An 18,678-nucleotide genomic window follows, 5' to 3' on the forward strand; every position below is an offset into this window, starting at 1 on the left:
ATAGCATTACGGCAAAAATAAAAATTATGGCAAAGGAACAATCAAATAAACTCTTCGAGCCAGCACTTGTAAAGGAAGCGCTCAAGCAGTCTTTTGTAAAATTAAACCCACGCATCATGATGCGCAACCCTGTAATGTTTACTGTGGAAATTGGAACTGCCATCATGCTTGCAGTATGCATCTGGATATTGGCCGGTGAAAAAACGCAGGGACATTTTGGGTACAACCTGGCAATATTCCTGATATTATTCATCACCGTACTATTTGCCAATTTTGCAGAAGCTATTGCAGAAGCAAGGGGAAAGGCACAGGCAAACAGTTTACGTAAAACAAGAGAAGAAACACCCGCAAAATGGATACAGCCAGTGGGCGACATGTACGTGAATGAAGTGAAGATAGTACCGTCGAGCCAATTAAAAAAAGGGGACGTATTTCTTTGTGAAACCGGCGACATGATACCGATGGATGGCGAGATAATAGAAGGTATTGCTACGATCGATGAAAGCGCCATCACCGGCGAAAGTGCTCCGGTGATAAGAGAAAGCGGTGGCGACAAAAGCTCCGTTACGGGCGGTACCAAAGTATTGTCGGATAAAATTAAGGTAAGAGTAACCACCGATCCCGGCGAAAGTTTTTTAGATAAAATGATTGCATTGGTTGAAGGTGCATCCCGCCAGAAAACACCCAACGAAATTGCATTAACCATCTTACTGGCAAGCTTCACAATTATCTTTTTAATAGTTTGCGTAACCCTCAAGCCTTTTGCAGATTATGCAAACACACCTATTACCATCGCCGCATTTGTTAGTTTGTATGTATGTTTGATACCCACTACCATTGGTGGCTTATTAAGCGCCATTGGCATAGCTGGCATGGATAGAGCTTTGCGTGCAAACGTAATTACAAAAAGTGGTAAAGCGGTAGAAACAGCGGGCGATCTGGATGTGTTGTTGTTAGATAAAACGGGTACCATCACCATTGGCAACAGAAAAGCTACCAATTTTTATCCTGCACCTGGCGTAGTTGAAAAACTATTTATCGAAATGTCGGTACTGTCTTCGCTGGCGGATGAAACCCCCGAAGGAAAATCTATTGTAGAATTGGGCAAGCTGCCACCAAATCATTTTAACACAGAAAAGTCTGCTTTTATAAAATTTACAGCAGAAACCAGAAGCAGTGGTATGGATATGGCAGATGGTACAAAGGTGCGCAAAGGTGCCTTTGATTCTATCCGAACCATGGTTATAAAAGCTGGCAATCCTTTTCCAGCTGAAACTGAAGAGAGGGTAAAAGCTATTGCCAGTAACGGTGGAACTCCACTGGTAGTTAGCTGTAACAACCAGGCTTTGGGTGTTATCGAGTTACAGGATATCATCAAACCAGGCATACAGGAACGTTTTGAACGCTTAAGAAAGATGGGTGTAAAAACCGTAATGGTAACAGGCGATAACCCGCTTACTGCCAGGTTTATTGCAGAAAAAGCAGGCGTAGATGATTATATAGCAGAGGCCAAACCAGAAGACAAGATGAACTACATCAAGAAGGAACAACAAAGCGGTAAGCTGGTTGCGATGATGGGCGATGGTACCAATGATGCGCCCGCCCTTGCCCAGGCAGATGTGGGCGTAGCTATGAACAGCGGCACTGCAGCAGCAAAGGAAGCTGGCAATATGGTTGACCTTGATAACGACCCTACCAAATTGATTGAGATAGTTGAGATAGGCAAACAACTGTTAATGACCCGGGGAACGCTCACTACCTTTTCTATCGCAAATGACGTGGCTAAATATTTTGCCATCGTTCCTGCCCTGTTCATCGTATCTATCCCAGGGCTTCAATCGCTCAACATCATGTACCTGAAAAGCGCCGAAAGTGCCATCTTATCAGCAGTTATATTTAATGCCATTATCATCCCGATACTTATCCCACTGGCTTTAAAAGGAGTTGCTTATAAACCAATAGGTGCAAGTGCCTTGCTGCGAAGAAATCTTTTAATCTATGGTCTGGGTGGTATCATTGTTCCCTTTATAGGGATTAAATTAATCGATATGCTTTTAGGCTTATTTATGTAGACATCATAAAGTTGATACAAAATATAAATACTAAACTTTTTGTACTCCTTTTTTTGCATCGTTCAAAGTAAAAATTGACATCTTAAAATTAATAAAATGAAAAAATATTTGTTGCCTTCGTTAAAAATAACGCTGGTGTTCATTGTTATATGTTCAGTATTGTATCCACTGTTTATTGCAGCAGTGGCAAAACTTGCTCCAGGTGGGGGCAAAGGCGTAACCGTTAGCGTAAACGGTAAAGTAGTGGGTTATGCCAATGTTGGCCAAAAATTTACAGCAGATAAATACTTCTGGAGCCGGCCATCTGGTGTGGATTACAATGCCGCAGGTTCTGCAGGTTCTAACAAAGGGCCCACTAATTCTGATTATTTAAAGCAGGTACAGGACAGGATAGATACTTTTATTGTACATAACCCCACTATAAAAAAAGAAGCTATCCCTTCAGAATTAGTAACTGCTTCTGGTAGCGGGCTAGATCCAGACCTATCTCCGGAAGGTGCTTATGTACAAGTGGAAAGAATTGCCAAAACAAGGAACCTTTCAGCAGAAAAAATAAACGCTCTTGTTGCACAACAAATACAGAATCCTCTGCTGGGATTGTTTGGACCCAAAAAAGTGAATGTACTTCAGCTCAACATTCAATTAGATATATTAAAATAATTAAAATACAATGAAAAAAATATGGATTTTAATTGTAGCTATTGCAAGTAGTCAGCTAACTTATTCGCAGGGTAAAGATTCAACAAAAAAAACATCGCCGCCGGTTACGATTACTGGTTCTGTAGACGGCTACTACAGGTACAATTTTAATAACCCAAAAATTTCGCCCTACAATAACTTAACAAGTTTTACACATTCCAGCAACTCTTTTGAATTAGGAATGGCATCTTTACGGGCCGACCATAGTTTTGGAAAAGTGAGTGCTACTGTGGACCTTGGCTTTGGAAAAAGAGCAGAAGAATTTGCGTACAATGATGCCAATACAAGATTAGTCATTAAACAATTGTATGTTACTTATTCACCATCATCTGTAATTAAATTTACATTGGGTACCTGGGGTACACACATTGGATATGAAGTGCTGGACCCTTATTTAAATAGAAATTACAGCATGAGTTATATGTTTACCAACGGGCCATTTTCTCACACGGGCTTAAAGGCAGATATTAGTATTGGTGGCAAGTCTGCGGTGATGCTGGGTATATCAAACCCTAACGATTACCGTTCTGCACCGGCAGCTCCAAAAACATTTATTGCACAATTTTCTACTGCATCTAAAAACGACAAATTAAAAGCTTATTTTAATTTTGCAGGCGGCAAACAAAACGACTTTAAAAAAGTAATTCAGGGAGATGTTGTGGCTACTTACGCAGTGTCAGGTAAATTTAGTATTGGTATAAATGGTACGTTGCAATCTGTAAAAGCAGACCTTGACAGCAGTGGCACTTTCAAAAAATCTATCTGGAGCGGTGCTGCTTTATACCTTAACTACGACCCTGCAACCTGGGTTGGGCTTACGTTACGGGGTGAGTACATCAGCGACAAGGATTTATACCTTGGTTTAAAAAATATATTTGCACCAACATTATCTGCCAATTTTAAAATAGATAATTTAATCATCATTCCTGAAGTTAGGTTTGACAAAGCTGGTACAGAAGCGTTTTATAAAAATATAACCACATCCGCAAAATCAACCGGTAGTTTTATTTTAGCAGTGGTATACCATTTTTAGTAGTGGATGTTAAGTTGTTATAAGGTGCCAGGAACAACGAAGGTTGTGAGGCGTAAATAGCTATTTCCTGCAGGTGGTGTACACTGCTGAATTGAATGTATTCAACCACGGTGGAAACTTTTACCTAAAACTATCCCTGGGAGATTTTAGGTTTGTTGTAATGGATAGTTTTTTTTGAGACAATAATGATATGCCCGCTTTAAAAGATTTTATTAACGAAAGTTTTTATAACCTTAAACAAATTAGCGTAAAAAAAGCTGCAGGATTTGGATTAGCTAAAAGCAATTTAGTTCCAGAAAATTATCTGTTAATGTTGCAACTGGTTGAACATTTAAAATTTACACGGGAATAATAATTTTTACAATGCCAGACGAGAAAGAAAAAAACGCTGAACATTTTTTAGACCTCATACGCAAAAGCAGGCGGGGAAAGTTTAAAATTTATATTGGCATGAGTGCGGGTGTAGGAAAAACTTACCGTATGCTGCAGGAAGCACAAACCTTGTTGCGCAATGGTGTGGATGTAAAGATTGGCTACATAGAAACACACAACAGAAAAGAGACGCATGACTTGTTAGAAGGCCTGCCCGTTATACCAAGGCGTAAGCTGTTTTATAGGGGGAAAGAACTGGATGAGTTTGATGTGCAGGCGGTGATAAACCTTCATCCCGAAGTAGTGATTGTAGATGAATTGGCGCATAGTAATATCGAAGGCAGCAAAAATGAAAAACGCTGGCAGGATGTAGTGGATATATTAGATGCCGGCATTAATGTTATCAGTGCGGTAAACATACAACATATAGAAAGTCTGCATGCAAGCATCAAGACAATTACAGGAGTTGATGTAGGAGAACGGATACCAGACAGCGTTTTAGGGCAAGCCGATGAGGTAGTGAATATTGATTTGACTGCAGATGAACTAATCACCAGGCTAAAAGAAGGCAAGATTTATTCACCTGATAAAATAGAAATTTCTTTAAAGAATTTCTTTCAGAGCGAACGTATATTACAGTTGAGGGAACTGGCTTTAAAAGAAGTGGCAGGGCAAGTGGAGCGCAAGATAGAGATAGAGTTACCCCGGAATACGCATCTTAAAACAGAACGTTTTTTAGCCTGCATCAGCAGCAACCATGAGATAGCAAAAAAAGTAATCCGCAAAACGGCAAGGTTATCATCCTACTATAACAGCAAGTGGTATGTGCTGTTTGTGCAAACACCCAAAGAAGATGGCGACAATATTGGCCTGGCGGCGCAACGGCACCTTATAAACAATTTTAAACTGGCAACGGAGTTAGGCGCAGAGATCATCAAAATAAAAAATAAAAATATTGCCAAAGGAATTCTGGAGGCAAGCGTTGCACAAAATATAACCACTATTTGCATAGGTAAACCTCACCTTACTTTATTCAATGTTATCCTCAGTACGCCTGTATTTAACCAGCTTTTAAATAAATTATCCGAATCAGATATTGACATTGTAATTTTATCATAATGAAACTTAAAACAAAATTATCCCTGGGTCTTTCTTTTCTATTTGCAGTAATACTGGCCTTTGGTATTCTTGGATTTTTTTATATCAACAAGCTTAGTAATGATGCTTCAAAGGTTTTAAAAAATAACCACGAATCACTGGTGTATGCCAACAACATGCTGAAAGCATTGGAAGATATTCCGGCACAAAAAAATGCATTTAAAATATTTGATAATAACCTTATAAAGCAGGAAGCAAATATCACAGAACCTGGTGAAAAAGAAAGTACCGAAGATTTAAGAAAAAATTTTACAGAGTTACTGTCCAATCCAAAAGATTCTTCCAACTATGCACAGTTGCGCCAGTCATTGCAGGTAATCAATGCGCTTAACCAGGACGCCATTCTTAAAAAAAATGATATAGCGCAAAAAACCGCAGAAGATGCCCGCTTTTGGCTTACCCTTATTTTTACCATTTTAATTATTGTTAGTATTACATTTATCTACAATTTTCCGGCAGTAATTTCAGGTCCGGTAATCAAACTTTCGCAGGGCATCAGGGAAATTGCCAATAAAAATTACAGCCAGAGAATTTACCTCGACCAAAAAGATGAATTTGGTGAGCTGGCCAATGCGTTCAACAGTATGGCAGAAAAATTAGATGAATATGAACACAGTAACCTGGCAAAAATTAAGTTTGAGAAAAGCCGGATAGAAACCATCATCAACCAGATGAAAGATGGAATTATTGGTCTGGATGACAAGAAGCATATCCTGTTTGTAAATGCGGTTTCTGAAAAAATACTGGGTTTAAAGGAAAGTGATATCATTGGTAAATATGCAGCAGATATTGCTATCCAAAACGACCTGATGAGAACTTTATTAAAAGAAGAAACAAGAAAAGAATTAAAAATTTATGCGGATGAAAAGGAAAGTTTTTTTAGCAAAGATGTAATAAATGTTACTGCCAATGAAGCCGTGATCGGGCAGGTGATTGTATTGCGAAACATTACGCCCTATCATGAACTGAATGAAGCCAAAACAAACTTTATTGCCACCGTTTCGCATGAATTAAAAACGCCCATAGCCGCTATCAGAATGAGTTTACAATTGCTGGATAATAAACAAACGGGCGAAGTTAATACAGAGCAGCAATTATTGCTGGACAGCATAAAAGATGATACCAACCGCTTATTAAAAATAACAGGCGAGTTACTGAATATGACTCAGGTAGATAGTGGTAAAATACAATTGAGTATTGTTGCCAACGATGCAAAAGAGATGCTGAACTATGCTATCAATGCCAACAAAACTGCCGCAGAGCAAAAAAATATTCAGTTAACTATTTCTGTGGCGGAACAATTGCCACAGGTATTGGCAGACAGTGAAAAAACAGCCTGGGTGCTTATTAACTTACTATCAAATGCTATTCGCTACTCTCACGATAACTCCGCCATTTTCGTTAGTATTCATTCAAAAGATAAAAAAATATACTTTACTGTAAAAGACACCGGGCAGGGTATTGCGCCTGAATACAAGGCTAAAATATTCGACCGTTATTTCCGGGTTCCAGGTACGCATAAAGAAGGTACCGGGCTTGGACTTTCTATTTGTAAAGAATTTATTGAAGCACAGGGCGGACAAATAATGGTAGAAAGTGACTACGGTACCGGGAGTGCTTTTATGCTGGTTTTAAATGCGGCCTCTTAGCAAAAACCAAAAAAACAGGTGAACGATTGTATCGCCATAAAAATTATATAAAATTATTGGGGTGATTTTTTAATATGCCGCTTATTGTGCCTGCTGCCAGCCCTTTATAGCAGGTAATTAATACGCCTATGAACCAGCTGGTATTTTCTTTTTCAATATAATATGACAGCCCTTCTTTCTTATTTGAACAAATGAAAGAGCCCGGAAAACCAGATTAATTTTTAGCCAGACTGACTGGCTAATTTAAGCATATGCCGTAGTTGTAAAAGTTGTAATTGGCAAGTCGGTTATAATTTTACAATACGCCCAACAAAAAAAACGTTCCGGTTTTTAGGCCGGAACAGTTCTGGTTTTTCTGGAAAATATTTTATACAGATTGCATTGCTCCGGTAGTAACCTGAGTTGCTTTTAATGCACTCATCATTTTATCAACATCTACATTCAAGCCTTTTGCTATTGCCATTCCCAATTGAACATCTGCTCTAAAAAAATGACACAGCTGCCGGCTAACAATCAAATCTTTTTTGTCGCCTTCAATACCACTCATAGCACCAACAATATTGCTTACTAGGTTGTGCCGGTCGTAATCATTCATCACTGTCCGATACAGAATTCCTGGTTGTGTATAATGATCATTTTCACCTGCTCCATTTCTGTCGTACCAGTCTGCAAGTGTGCTTTCAAGCTGCATGGATGGTTCTTTGTATTCTGTGTCTATAACAATATCATCAAAACTATTGGGAAAATAATTTGGTGCATCTTCCCCATTGCCATTGATAGCAAAAGCACCATCACGCTGGTAATTATTTACTGCATACGGGCAACGGTTTACAGGTATCTGTTCATAGTTTCCACCCAGGCGATGGCGATGTGCATCAGGATAAGAAAGCAATCTTCCCTGCAACATTTTATCAGGGGAGTAACCAATGCCATCCACTACATGCGCCGGCGCAAAAGCACTTTGTTCAATTTCGGCAAAATAATTTTTGGGTACCTGGTTTAGTTCAAGTACACCAACATCTATCAAAGGAAAATCAGTATGTGGCCATACTTTGGTAAGATCAAAAGGGTTGAAGGGAAATGTTTTTGCCTGCTCGTCTGTCATCACCTGTATTTTTACATTCCATTTTGGAAAGTCCTTCTGGTCGATAGCAGATACCAGATCACGTTGTGAAAAATCAGGATCTTTTCCTTTCATTTCTGTAGCTTCATCACTGGTAAAATTTTTAATACCCTGTGCAGTTTTAAAATGAAATTTAACCCATACCCTTTCATTACTGCTGTTGATCATTGAAAAGGTATGACTGCCATATCCATTCATGTGGCGATGGCCATACGGTGTTCCTCTATCGCTCATCAATATCAATACCTGGTGCAGACTTTCGGGATTTAAACTCCAGTAATCCCACATCATAGCAGGGCTTTTACAATTAGTGCGGGGATCCCTTTTTTGAGTATGAATAAAATCACCGAATTTTTTGGGATCTTTTATAAAAAATACGGGCGTGTTATTACCCACCAAATCCCAGTTGCCATCTTCGGTATAAAATTTAAGGGCAAAACCGCGGGGGTCTCTTTCGGTATCAGCACTTCCCTTTTCGCCCCCAACCGTACTAAACCTTAACAAGGCTTTGGTCTGTTTTCCAATAGTACTAAAAATTTTGGCCTTGGTATACTTCGTAATGTCGTGCGTTACGGTAAAAGTACCAAATGCTCCGGAGCCTTTAGCATGAACAACCCTTTCTGGAATACGTTCCCTGTTAAAATGCGCCATCTTTTCGTGCAGGATATAATCCTGTAATAACAACGGGCCACGTGGGCCGATGCTCATGGAATTTTCATTTTCAGCAAATGGCCTGCCTGAGGCAGTTGTAAGCCTTTTGCTATTTTCTTCGGTCATGGAAATATGTTTTAAAGGTGTAAAAAATGAATGAAGGGACAAATTTAAATAATTCTTTCAATAAACTATATTGATATTTATTATAATGATATAGAAAATATCTATTTTTACCGTATGACGATTACTCAACTGGAATACATTATTGCATTGGATACTTACCGGCATTTTTCTACTGCTGCGCAAAGGTGTTTTGTAACCCAACCTACGCTAAGTATGCAGATACAAAAACTGGAAGAAGAATTGGGTACAAAGCTTTTTGACCGCAGTAAGCAACCCGTTATACCCACCGAAACAGGTGAAGAAGTAATTCAGCAGGCAAGAGTAATTGTACATAAAGTTAAGATGATGCACCAGTTGATAAAAGATAAACAAGGTGTGTTGCAGGGCGAATTAAGAATAGGCATTATACCCACATTGGCACCTTACCTGCTGCCCATGTTTTTACAACCATTTCTTGCAAAATATCCTGATATTAAAATATGGGTAAAAGAAATGACCACGGATATTTTAGTAGAAAAACTAAAAGCGGGAAAAATTGATGCAGGTTTGCTGGTAACCCCTTTACAGGAAAATGCCATCAAGGAATATCCCCTGTTTTACGAAGAGCTGGTGGCCTATGTTTCCAAATCAAATGCTGCTTTTAAAAAAACGTATGTACTTGCGGACGACATTGATCTAAAAGAATTGTGGCTACTGGAAGAGGGCCATTGTTTTCGCTCGCAGATAATAAATTTGTGTGAACTCAAAAAGCAAAGTAAAGACCATAGCCGTTTTGAATATGAAGCCGGTAGTGTAGAAACACTTAGAAAAATGGTAGAGAAAAACAACGGTATTACCATTCTTCCCGAAATGGCCACTCTCGATTTTACATCAAAGCAACTGAATATGGTGCGGCATTTTAAAGCACCGGTTCCGGTAAGGGAAGTGAGCCTGGTTACACACCGGGACTATGTAAAGAAAAAATTGGTAGATGTACTTAAAGCAGAAATCATTGCATCTATACCAGCAAAAATTATGTTGAACAAAAATAAAAATCTGGTAAAAACCTGATGTAGAGAAAAAATGTATAATAAATATGACAATTGAAGTTAACAGAAGGATAAAAGAATAATTTCAATAGCTTATTGTACAAGTGAAGTGAATGCTGTTTGTTACTATAAGCTTAGGTAAAAAGCAAAATAATTTTAAAATTGTTAAACAAAAAATTACGGATTATTGTTACCGATATTTTAGTCACTCTATATTTACACCTTAAAAACACATCATTATGGCAATTGAAATCGGCCAAACAGCCCCTGCATTTACATTACACGACAGTGAAAAAAACAAAGTAGCCCTGGCAGACTACAAAGGTAAAAATGTACTGCTGATGTTTTTTCCGCAGTCTTTTACGGGCGTGTGTACAGCAGAGTTGTGCAGCCTGCGTGACAATATTGCTATTTACAACAATGCCAATGCACAGGTATTCGGCATTTCAGTTGATTCCGTATTTACACTGGCAAAATTTAAAGAAGAGCAACATTTAAATTTTCCGCTGCTCAGCGATTTTAATAAAGAAGTTTCTACAGCCTATGACGCCATTTATATGAATTGGATATTAGACATGAAGGGCGTAAGCAAACGCTCTGCTTTTGTGATAGATAAAGAAGGCATTGTGCGCTATGCGGAAGTACTGGAAAGCGCAGGTGATCTGCCAAATTTTACTGCCATCGAAAAAACGCTGGATACACTTAACTAACCGTTATGTAAATACAAAGGGTCAATAATTATAACCTATTATTGACCCTTCACAATAAATTGTATATTAATTTGTTTAATGCAGGTATTAAATGTTTATAGAATTTTAACTACTTTTACTATACTGAAAAAATTAATAATTATATCAATTGTATTATTTGGATTAATGTTTACTTCTTTTGCTCAAAATAAAATCGCTGCTTCTAATGGCGAGCCTTGTGCAAAGCTGATTAAATATTATCCAAATCCTGCCACTACGGCAATTAACTTCGAATTTATTCAAGGTTACGATAAATCTTTTTCCCTGCAGTTATTTAATTTTATGGGCAAAAAGGTTCTGGAGATAAACACGCTTTCTCAGTTAACCAATCTTTCCTTAAATAATTTTTATCGTGGTGTATATATTTTTCGCCTCAGCGATAAAAATGGTAACGTGATCGATTCCGGTAAGTTCCAAGTAGTTCGGTAATTTCTCTTTTGATTTCTCCCTTTTTTAAAAAATAATTTTTACTGTAAAGTCTTCAGTATTTCAATCCATTTTTTATACAATTTTTAAACCAGCAGATATACGCCTTTCCAATAATTGCATTACAAAACCTGCACAATCAAAAACTTTAAATAATGCGTATTTTCCTGTCCGCGAATGATTGGATGATCGGCTGATTGTGCATTAAAAACCACCTGTCTTATCTTTCGTTTGGCATCTTTGGCAGCCATTTGTATAATATCTAAAAACAACTCCGGCTGCACCAGGTTAGTACAACTGGAACTTACTAAAAATCCTCCCGGTTTTACTAATTTTATGCCCCGCAAATTAATTTCCTTGTAGCCCGCAACTGCCTTATCAATGGTACTTCTGTTTTTTGTAAATGATGGCGGATCAAGCAGTACAACGTCCCATTGCTTTCCTTCCCTGCTCCATTCTTTTAAAACATCAAAGGCATTTACACATTCAAAACGACATATTTTTTCGAGATGATTTAATGCCGCATTTTTATTACACATATCAATGGCACCCTGGCTAATATCAAGGCCCAAAACGCTTTTGGCACCGTAATGGGCTGCCGCTATTTCAAAAGAACCCGTGTAACAAAACGCACCCAAAACATCGGCTCCTTTTACAATGTGCTCAATGGCCCGGCGGTTGTCCTGTTGATCTAAAAAATAACCGGTCTTTTGACCGTTGGCAATATCCACATTCATTTTTATTCCATTTTCATGAATGATGATATTGGTGTCAAATTCAGGAGATAAAAATCCTTTGTGTTGTTCCATTCCTTCCAGTTCCCTAACCGGAACATCATTGCGTTCATAAATACCTTTGGGCGAAAATAACTTTACGAGGGCATTCACGATTGCCGGCTTCCAGATATCAATCCCCAACGCCAGCGTTTGCACCACAAAATAATCATTGAATTTATCAATAATGAGTTGTGGAATATCATCTGCTTCACCAAAAATTAAACGGCAGTTTTCGGTATACCCCAACTTTTGGCGATAAGCCCATGCCTGTTTTATCTTATTATAGAAAAAGGTTTCGTCAATAACAACATCTTTATCTCTGGTAAGCAATCTTACCATTATTTGCGATTGCGGATTTACATATCCCTTCCCGATAAATTTTTTATCATGCGTAAATACATTCACTATTTCACCTGGTTTGGCAGCCGCATCCAGGGCTTTACCACGGTTTATCTCATTGGCAAAAATCCAGGGATGTCCCATTTCAACCCGGTTACCCACATTTTTATTAAGAAAAAGACTTTTCATGCGGTAAAGGTAACTTTTAACGTGTCTTCCTTTTTAAATTTGCAATCGTAAAGGGTTCAATTGCCAATTTGGCTGTAAATGAAGGTTGGCAAAATGTTTGACTATCGTACATTTGCACCCAATTTACCACCTTCATTTCTTTATAAAGAAGAAGGCCTTAATTATTATTATATGGAACAAAAAATAAAAGGAACAGAAGACGAACAATTTACATCGGAGCAAATGGAGGGATTCCAGGACATTAATGCGGATTCAGATATTCCTGGAAATACACATTTAAGCAATGAAGACGGAGAAAATCCGTTAGAAAAAATACAGAGCGAACTGGAGGAACAAAAAGACAAGTACATCCGCCTGTTTGCCGAATTTGATAATTATAAACGCCGCAGTGCAAAAGAAAGAATTGAACTGATTCAAACTGCCGGAAAAGAGGTTATTACTTCCTTACTGGATGTATTGGATGATAGCGAAAGAGCTGAAAAACAGTTGCAAACCAGTAAAGATCTGGAACAGATAAAAAAAGGGATTGAACTTGTTTTTGGTAAGTTGAGAAATATTTTACAGGCAAAAGGCTTAAAAGCTATGGAAAGTATCCATACTAATTTTGATGTTGAAAAACATGAAGCTATTACTGAAATACCTGCGCCGACCGAAGAGCTGAAAGATAAAGTGTTGGATGAAGTACAAAAAGGATATTACCTAAACGACAAAATTATTCGTTTTGCAAAAGTGGTTGTGGGCAAATAATTAGAAAATGTGCCGATAAGCCCATCAGGAATATTTAACTCCGGGTTTTCGCATAAGCACATTGGCAAATTAGCATAACAGCACATTAAAAAAATTATGAAGAAAGATTATTACGAAATATTGGTGATTGCAAAATCTGCATCGCAGGATGAAATAAAAAAAGCCTACCGCAAAGTGGCTATGCAGTTTCATCCCGATCGTAATCCGGGCGATAAAGCATCTGAAGAAAAATTTAAAGAAGCAGCTGAAGCTTACGAAATATTAAGTGATGCTGATAAAAGGGCACAGTACGATCGTTTTGGGCACCAGGCATTTAGCGGTAGTCGCAGCAGTGGCGGCGGATTTGGTGGTGGTGGAATGAACATGGACGATATTTTTAGCCAGTTTGGAGATATTTTTGGCGACGAAAGTCCGTTCGGTAGTTTCTTTGGAGGTGGTGGTAGTGGCGGTGGACGCCGGTCAGGAGGAGGACGCAGCCACGGAGTGCGTGGTAGCAACCTGCGCATAAAAATAAAACTGAATTACGAAGAGATGGCCAAGGGCGCTTCTAAAACAGTGAAGGTAAAAAAATATGTACCTTGCGTTACCTGCAGTGGCAGTGGCGCTAAAGATAAAAATAGCATACAATCCTGTGGAACCTGCGGTGGTAGCGGGCAAGTTAGAAGGGTGCAGAATACTTTTTTAGGACAAATGCAAACGGTAACCACCTGTCCAACCTGTAATGGCGAAGGTTCCACTATTGCTAATAAATGTACCAGTTGCAAAGGCGAAGGCCGGGTATATGGCGAAGAAACAGTTACCATCGAAATTCCGGCGGGTGTGCAGGATGGCATGCAACTGAGCATGAATGGCAAAGGCAATTCAGGTGAACGCGGTGGAGCCAATGGTGATTTAATTATTCTTATTGAGGAAGAAGCACATGCACAGTTACACCGGGACGGGTTGAATGTGGCTTTTGATTTACATATTTCTTTTCCTGAAGCGGTTTTTGGTACAAATATAGAAGTTCCTACAATTGATGGAAAAGCAAAAATAAAAATTCCGCCAGGCACCCAAAGTGGAAAAATTTTCCGGTTAAAAGGAAAGGGTTTTCCGGCTGTTAACTCTTACGAAAAGGGAGATCAGTTGATACATGTAAATGTATGGACACCGCAACATGTTAGTACCGAAGAAAAAGCTATGCTCGAAACAATGCAGGAAAGCAAAAATTTTGAGCCAAAACCAGAGAAAGGTGATAAATCTTTTTTTGATAAAGTGAGAGAGATGTTTGCCTAATATTTAATCTTCATTCTTTTTTTTACATAGATTTTCTTAGCCATTGCAATCAGTTGTATAAACTGTTTTTGAAGATAGTTACCGGGATCGTATGCAGCTGTAGCAATTCTTTCGGTTTCGGACCAGTCAGATAATGGAAAATATTTTGACTGTCTCAGCTTCATACCAAACATGGCAATGGCCGTACCGAATTGATATTCTTTATCAATATTATTAAAAGAAAGATAGTTGGCAGGGCAATTGTAATTTAGCTCCCTGCTTAACTTAGTTGCTGGCAAAGTAAATTTTAAGGAGATTTTTGCATAAGATAGCAAAGCTGTTGTATCTATGCTATTCGTTTCCGTTGGTGTTAATTCAAAGATTGCCAGTACGCTGTTTCCGCTGCCAATATCGCCTCCCTCCAGCTCTCCGGAACTATCTGTGATAGCATCTTTTTTATTATCAAACCCAATCAGCCGACAGTCTTTAACTGCCGCAGGATTAAAATGTACATTTAAATAAACATCATCCGCCACAGAAAAAAATGTTTGGGTAACTTCTTTTATCAGTACTTTTTCTGCTTCATTTATATTATCAAGGTATGCATAATTTCCATTACCCCTTTTAGCTAGCGTTTCCAGTTTGGAATCTTTAAAGTTACCCATTCCTACACCCAGGCAGGTTAAATAAACGCCGCTTTTTTTCTCTTTGGTTATCAGATCATCCAGTGCTTTTTCGCTTGTTTCCCCCACATTAAAATCGCCGTCCGTTGCCAATATTACCCTATTATTTCCTCCTTTTATAAACGACCTTTCTGCAAGCCCGTACGCCATTCTTATGGCTGATTCCCCAGGCGTATCTCCGTTGGCTGTAAGCTCTTCAATAGACTGGGTAATTTTTTGCTTTTCCGCTCCGCTTGTAGGGGGAAGCCAAACAGAAACCGTACCACCATACTCCACAATGGATACCGTATCGATGGCCCGTAAATTTTTTATCAGCATTTGAAAAGCGGCTTTTACAAGGGGAAGCCTGTTGGGTAAGTCCATACTGCCAGAAGCATCTATTAAAAAAACAAGATTAGATGGTGGCACATTATTCATATCTAATTTACGGGCATTTACATTTAGAAATAATAATTTGCTATTGTTATTCCAGGGGCAATCAGACAACTGCGATTCAATACCAAAAACATCTTTTTTTTCAGGTTCCCTGTAATGAAGATTAAAATAATTCAATAATTCTTCTATCCTCACTGCATCGGGCGGCACCAAACTTTTAGTGGTGAGAAACCTGCGGACATTGCTGTAGGATGCTTTATTAATGTTAAGCGAAAAAGAAGCGTTTGGAAATTTATTTACGGTAACCGTTTCATTCTCAACCAACGAAAAATAAGACTCATCACTAACGTACCAGGTATTGTTGGATGAAAAATCCTGATCCCTTGTAATAGAGATTAATTTGGGCTTATTTTTACTGATGTTAGCCGAAAGCGTTTTTAAAGTAAGTTGCTGAAATACATCTGTTTTTATGCCTACGGATTTTGTTTCATATCCATCTAAAATCAATGTAACAGAATCATAAAGAGAGTGACAGGAGATACCAAAGCCGCCGGACGTTCCGGAATAATATAAATTTTTATCTGAGCGAAGCAAGATTTTTACATTTTGCAATAATTCATTTTTACCATTCTTTATTTCGCCCCGGAGATAATACTGGGCATTGGCTGCAGGCACAAAAAAAAGAAAGGATATGTAGACAATTAATTTTTTCAACTGTTAAGGAGTTGTGGTTAGTTATAAAATTTATCTGGCACAAAACTTATGTTAATATAGCTTTATTATTATTCTGTTACCTGATAAATTTCTGCAAGGTTCCTGCCTAACCCGTCATAATCAAGCCCAAAGCCCAGTAAAAAAATGTTGGGTACACTAAAACCCAGGTAATCTATTACAACCGGATGCTGTAAAGCGGTTGGTTTATGCAGCAAAGCCGCTATTTTTAAAGAAGCTGGTTGCTGAATGTATAACTGTGGTAAAAATTTATGCAAGGTAGTGCCGGTATCAACAATATCTTCGATAATGATGACATGCCTGTCTTTTAATGGTTCATCCAGCCCTATGGAAGTAATAACGTTGCCGGTAGAACGGGTGCCTTTATACGAAGCCAGTTTGATAAAACATATTTCAGCATCAATATGTATTTCTTTAAAAAGATCGGAAGCAAACATAAAAGAGCCGTTCAAAATGGCAATAAATATCGGGCGTTTGCCATCATACGCTGTGTTAATTTCTTCAGCAAGTTCTTTTATCCGGTTCCTGATTTTTGATGCACTGATGTATGGTTTAAATTTTTTATCATTTACCTGGATCACTGACATTGATGTTGGCTGTTTATATTTTTAAAGAAGACTATTCAGATACAATTAACTGCTGACCTATTTTTAAATAGTCGGTTGTTAAGTTATTCCACTGCCGTAATTGTTGTACACTTACCTGGTATTTTTTAGCGATGGCATACAACCCTTCCCTGGGTTGAACAGCGTGTGTTTTAGGCAGAACAACCGGCTCATTTTTAACTACTGCTGAAGCTGCTGTATTCTTTATTCCAACTGCTTGCTGTGTTTGTGGTGCAGGAGTTAAATACAATTTTGTTCCGGAAGGAATTAGTGAATTTTCTGTAATGGTATTATATAACAAAAGGTATTTTAACTGGATACCTTTTTTTTGTGCAATATCATAAATAGGTTCCTGTTGCTGAACCAGGTAAAAATCCTGTTGCCCGGTTTTTGATTTTTTTTGTAAAAAAACAATCTGATCATTTTTAAGAATCCCATCTTCCTCCAGATCGTTAAATGCCAATAATTTACTTAAATCAATATCATTGGATGTGGCAATTGCCAGCAGCGAAGTACCTTTTTGTGCATTGATATATTTATGACCGTTGATATAATTTATTGCATTTGCTTCAGCCGGCACGTTCGGGTCATTGCTATCAGATGGCTTTTCAGTGGCAGGTTCTTTATCGTCCTGGTATTTTCCGGTTTCGATTTTGGCTAAATCTTTAGCCCCCATTAAAGAATACTGCTGCAGGTTGTATTGCTCAATATTTTTTATCAGAATGTCTGGATATTTAGGATTGGTTGCATAACCCGCTTTTCGTAAACCCTTTGCCCAACCTTTGTAATCTGTCGGGTCTAACGTAAATAAAAAAGCGTACCATTCTTTTCCACGTAAATAATTGCTGTGATCCCTGTAAGAAGCTTCTGCGTCTTTGTAACTGCGAAAGCATTCACCCGGTGCATCATCATCATGAGTTACGGCATCTGATGTCCAGGAGCTTTTACATTTTATACCAAAATGATTGTTCGATTTTTTTACGAGCACACTGTTACCATTTTCAGTTTCCAGTAACCCCTGTGCCAGGGTTATGGCTGCAGGCACCCCCATTCTTTTCATTTCATTTATTGCAAGGTCTTTGTACTTTTCAATATATTGATCCGGCGTGATAGTTTGCGCAACTACACTTCCGCAAATACCGGCAACCATCGTCAATAAATAAATTATTTTTTTTATCATAATTAATCGCCTTTTGGTGAACGGATATTTATAATTTTCTTATCAGCGTCAGTCCATCCCTGACAGTTAATAAAACCTGCTGTACCCTTGTATCTTTTTTTACGTGCTCATTAAAAGCATGCATCGCTATGGCATTTTTGCCACTGACATTTTGTTCCAGCACCTGCCCGTGAAATAACGTATTATCGGCAATGATAACAGCATTCGGTTTTACAGAAGGTAAAATTAATTCGTAATAATCAATATACCCTGTTTTATCTGCATCAATAAAAACCATGTCCCACAATTCATTCAAAGCAGGAATAATTTGCCTGGCATCACCAACATGCTGCACAATATTATCTCTGTAAGTTGATAGTTCAAAATATGCCTTTGCTGTTGTTGCGTCTTCGTCCCGCAATTCAATGGTGTGCAGTTTGCCCCCAAATTGTAATCCTTTTACTAAACACAATGCGCTGTATCCGGTAAAAGTACCAATCTCCAATATTGTTTTTGGATGCAATAACTGACTCAACATCGTTAAAAAACTTCCCTGCACATGGCCACTCAGCATATGTGCGTGGGCATGCGTTTTTGTTGTATGTAAATTTAATGCATGCAAAAGTCCATCTTCTTCCGAAGAAAATTTAGCAGCATATTCTTCTGCTTCCCTGCTTACCAGCTCCATAATAATCGATTTAGTTTATAACAACAACCATCCTTAATTTACCGG

At 38.3% G+C, this 18,678-nt stretch carries 16 protein-coding genes; 10 read left to right on the forward strand and 6 right to left on the reverse strand.

The genetic code is table 11. From position 1 onward, the window contains the following. The first annotated feature begins 26 nt into the window (after positions 1-26). The 5 genes from kdpB to H7254_RS13525 all read left to right on the forward strand — a co-directional run bounded on the left by kdpB (position 27) and on the right by H7254_RS13525 (position 6,983). On the forward strand, positions 27-2,072 hold the full coding sequence (kdpB, locus tag H7254_RS13505) for a potassium-transporting ATPase subunit KdpB (protein ID WP_301933469.1): 2,046 nt from the start codon (positions 27-29) through the stop codon (positions 2,070-2,072). Positions 2,073-2,168: 96 nt separating this feature from the next. Beyond that, the gene (locus H7254_RS13510) at positions 2,169-2,732 is read left to right on the forward strand and encodes a K(+)-transporting ATPase subunit C (RefSeq protein ID WP_301933470.1); all 564 of its coding nucleotides are present in this window, start codon (positions 2,169-2,171) and stop codon (positions 2,730-2,732) included. Positions 2,733-2,742: 10 nt separating this feature from the next. Continuing rightward, on the forward strand, positions 2,743-3,804 hold the full coding sequence (locus tag H7254_RS13515) for an outer membrane beta-barrel protein (protein WP_301933471.1): 1,062 nt from the start codon (positions 2,743-2,745) through the stop codon (positions 3,802-3,804). Positions 3,805-4,167: 363 nt separating this feature from the next. Beyond that, positions 4,168-5,295, forward strand: a complete 1,128-nt coding sequence (locus H7254_RS13520; protein WP_301933472.1) for a sensor protein KdpD — start codon at positions 4,168-4,170, stop codon at positions 5,293-5,295. Further along, positions 5,295-6,983, forward strand: a complete 1,689-nt coding sequence (locus H7254_RS13525) for an ATP-binding protein (protein ID WP_301933473.1) — start codon at positions 5,295-5,297, stop codon at positions 6,981-6,983. Before H7254_RS13520 ends, H7254_RS13525 begins: the two co-directional genes overlap by 1 nt. Before the next feature lie 367 nt (positions 6,984-7,350). On the opposite strand, the gene H7254_RS13530 is transcribed toward H7254_RS13525, so the two are convergent. Continuing rightward, entirely contained in the window at positions 7,351-8,883 is a 1,533-nt protein-coding gene (locus tag H7254_RS13530) for a catalase (RefSeq protein WP_301933474.1), read from the reverse strand. Between the two features lie 114 nt (positions 8,884-8,997). Between H7254_RS13530 and H7254_RS13535 the strand changes: the two genes are divergently transcribed. From H7254_RS13535 to H7254_RS13545, 3 genes are all read left to right on the forward strand, one after another. Next, entirely contained in the window at positions 8,998-9,933 is a 936-nt protein-coding gene (locus H7254_RS13535) for a hydrogen peroxide-inducible genes activator (RefSeq protein WP_301933475.1), read from the forward strand. Between the two features lie 217 nt (positions 9,934-10,150). After that, positions 10,151-10,621: a redoxin domain-containing protein gene (locus H7254_RS13540; RefSeq protein ID WP_301933476.1), complete on the forward strand. Its 471-nt coding sequence runs from the start codon at positions 10,151-10,153 to the stop codon at positions 10,619-10,621. 78 nt (positions 10,622-10,699) lie between these two features. Continuing rightward, positions 10,700-11,089: a T9SS type A sorting domain-containing protein gene (locus tag H7254_RS13545; protein ID WP_301933477.1), complete on the forward strand. Its 390-nt coding sequence runs from the start codon at positions 10,700-10,702 to the stop codon at positions 11,087-11,089. 119 nt (positions 11,090-11,208) lie between these two features. Here H7254_RS13545 and H7254_RS13550 read toward each other — a convergent pair whose 3' ends face one another. Continuing rightward, complete coding sequence (locus H7254_RS13550) at positions 11,209-12,390, reverse strand: class I SAM-dependent rRNA methyltransferase (protein WP_301933478.1); 1,182 nt, start codon at positions 12,388-12,390, stop codon at positions 11,209-11,211. Positions 12,391-12,468: 78 nt separating this feature from the next. On the opposite strand from H7254_RS13550, the gene H7254_RS13555 reads away from it, so the two are divergent. Beyond that, entirely contained in the window at positions 12,469-13,137 is a 669-nt protein-coding gene (locus H7254_RS13555) for a nucleotide exchange factor GrpE (protein ID WP_301933479.1), read from the forward strand. 96 nt (positions 13,138-13,233) lie between these two features. Then, on the forward strand, positions 13,234-14,412 hold the full coding sequence (gene dnaJ / locus H7254_RS13560; protein ID WP_301933480.1) for a molecular chaperone DnaJ: 1,179 nt from the start codon (positions 13,234-13,236) through the stop codon (positions 14,410-14,412). On the opposite strand, the gene H7254_RS13565 is transcribed toward dnaJ, so the two are convergent. The 4 genes from H7254_RS13565 to H7254_RS13580 all read right to left on the reverse strand — a co-directional run bounded on the left by H7254_RS13565 (position 14,409) and on the right by H7254_RS13580 (position 18,633). After that, positions 14,409-16,163, reverse strand: coding sequence for a VWA domain-containing protein (locus tag H7254_RS13565; protein WP_301933481.1), 1,755 nt, complete (start codon positions 16,161-16,163; stop codon positions 14,409-14,411). The genes dnaJ and H7254_RS13565 overlap by 4 nt on opposite strands. Before the next feature lie 68 nt (positions 16,164-16,231). Further along, positions 16,232-16,768 (reverse strand): hypoxanthine phosphoribosyltransferase, encoded by a 537-nt coding sequence (gene hpt, locus H7254_RS13570; RefSeq protein WP_301921182.1) that lies wholly within the window; start codon positions 16,766-16,768, stop codon positions 16,232-16,234. Between the two features lie 31 nt (positions 16,769-16,799). Continuing rightward, positions 16,800-17,966: a glucosaminidase domain-containing protein gene (locus tag H7254_RS13575; protein ID WP_301933482.1), complete on the reverse strand. Its 1,167-nt coding sequence runs from the start codon at positions 17,964-17,966 to the stop codon at positions 16,800-16,802. 28 nt (positions 17,967-17,994) lie between these two features. Further along, positions 17,995-18,633 carry an O-methyltransferase gene (locus H7254_RS13580; RefSeq protein WP_301933483.1) on the reverse strand — a complete coding sequence of 213 codons (639 nt, stop codon included), beginning with the start codon at positions 18,631-18,633 and terminating at the stop codon, positions 17,995-17,997. Between the last annotated feature and the right edge of the window lie 45 nt (positions 18,634-18,678).

Origin of the sequence: Ferruginibacter sp. (assembly GCF_014377975.1) — a bacterium.
In the GTDB taxonomy this organism is placed as follows: Bacteria; Bacteroidota; Bacteroidia; order Chitinophagales; family Chitinophagaceae; genus Ferruginibacter.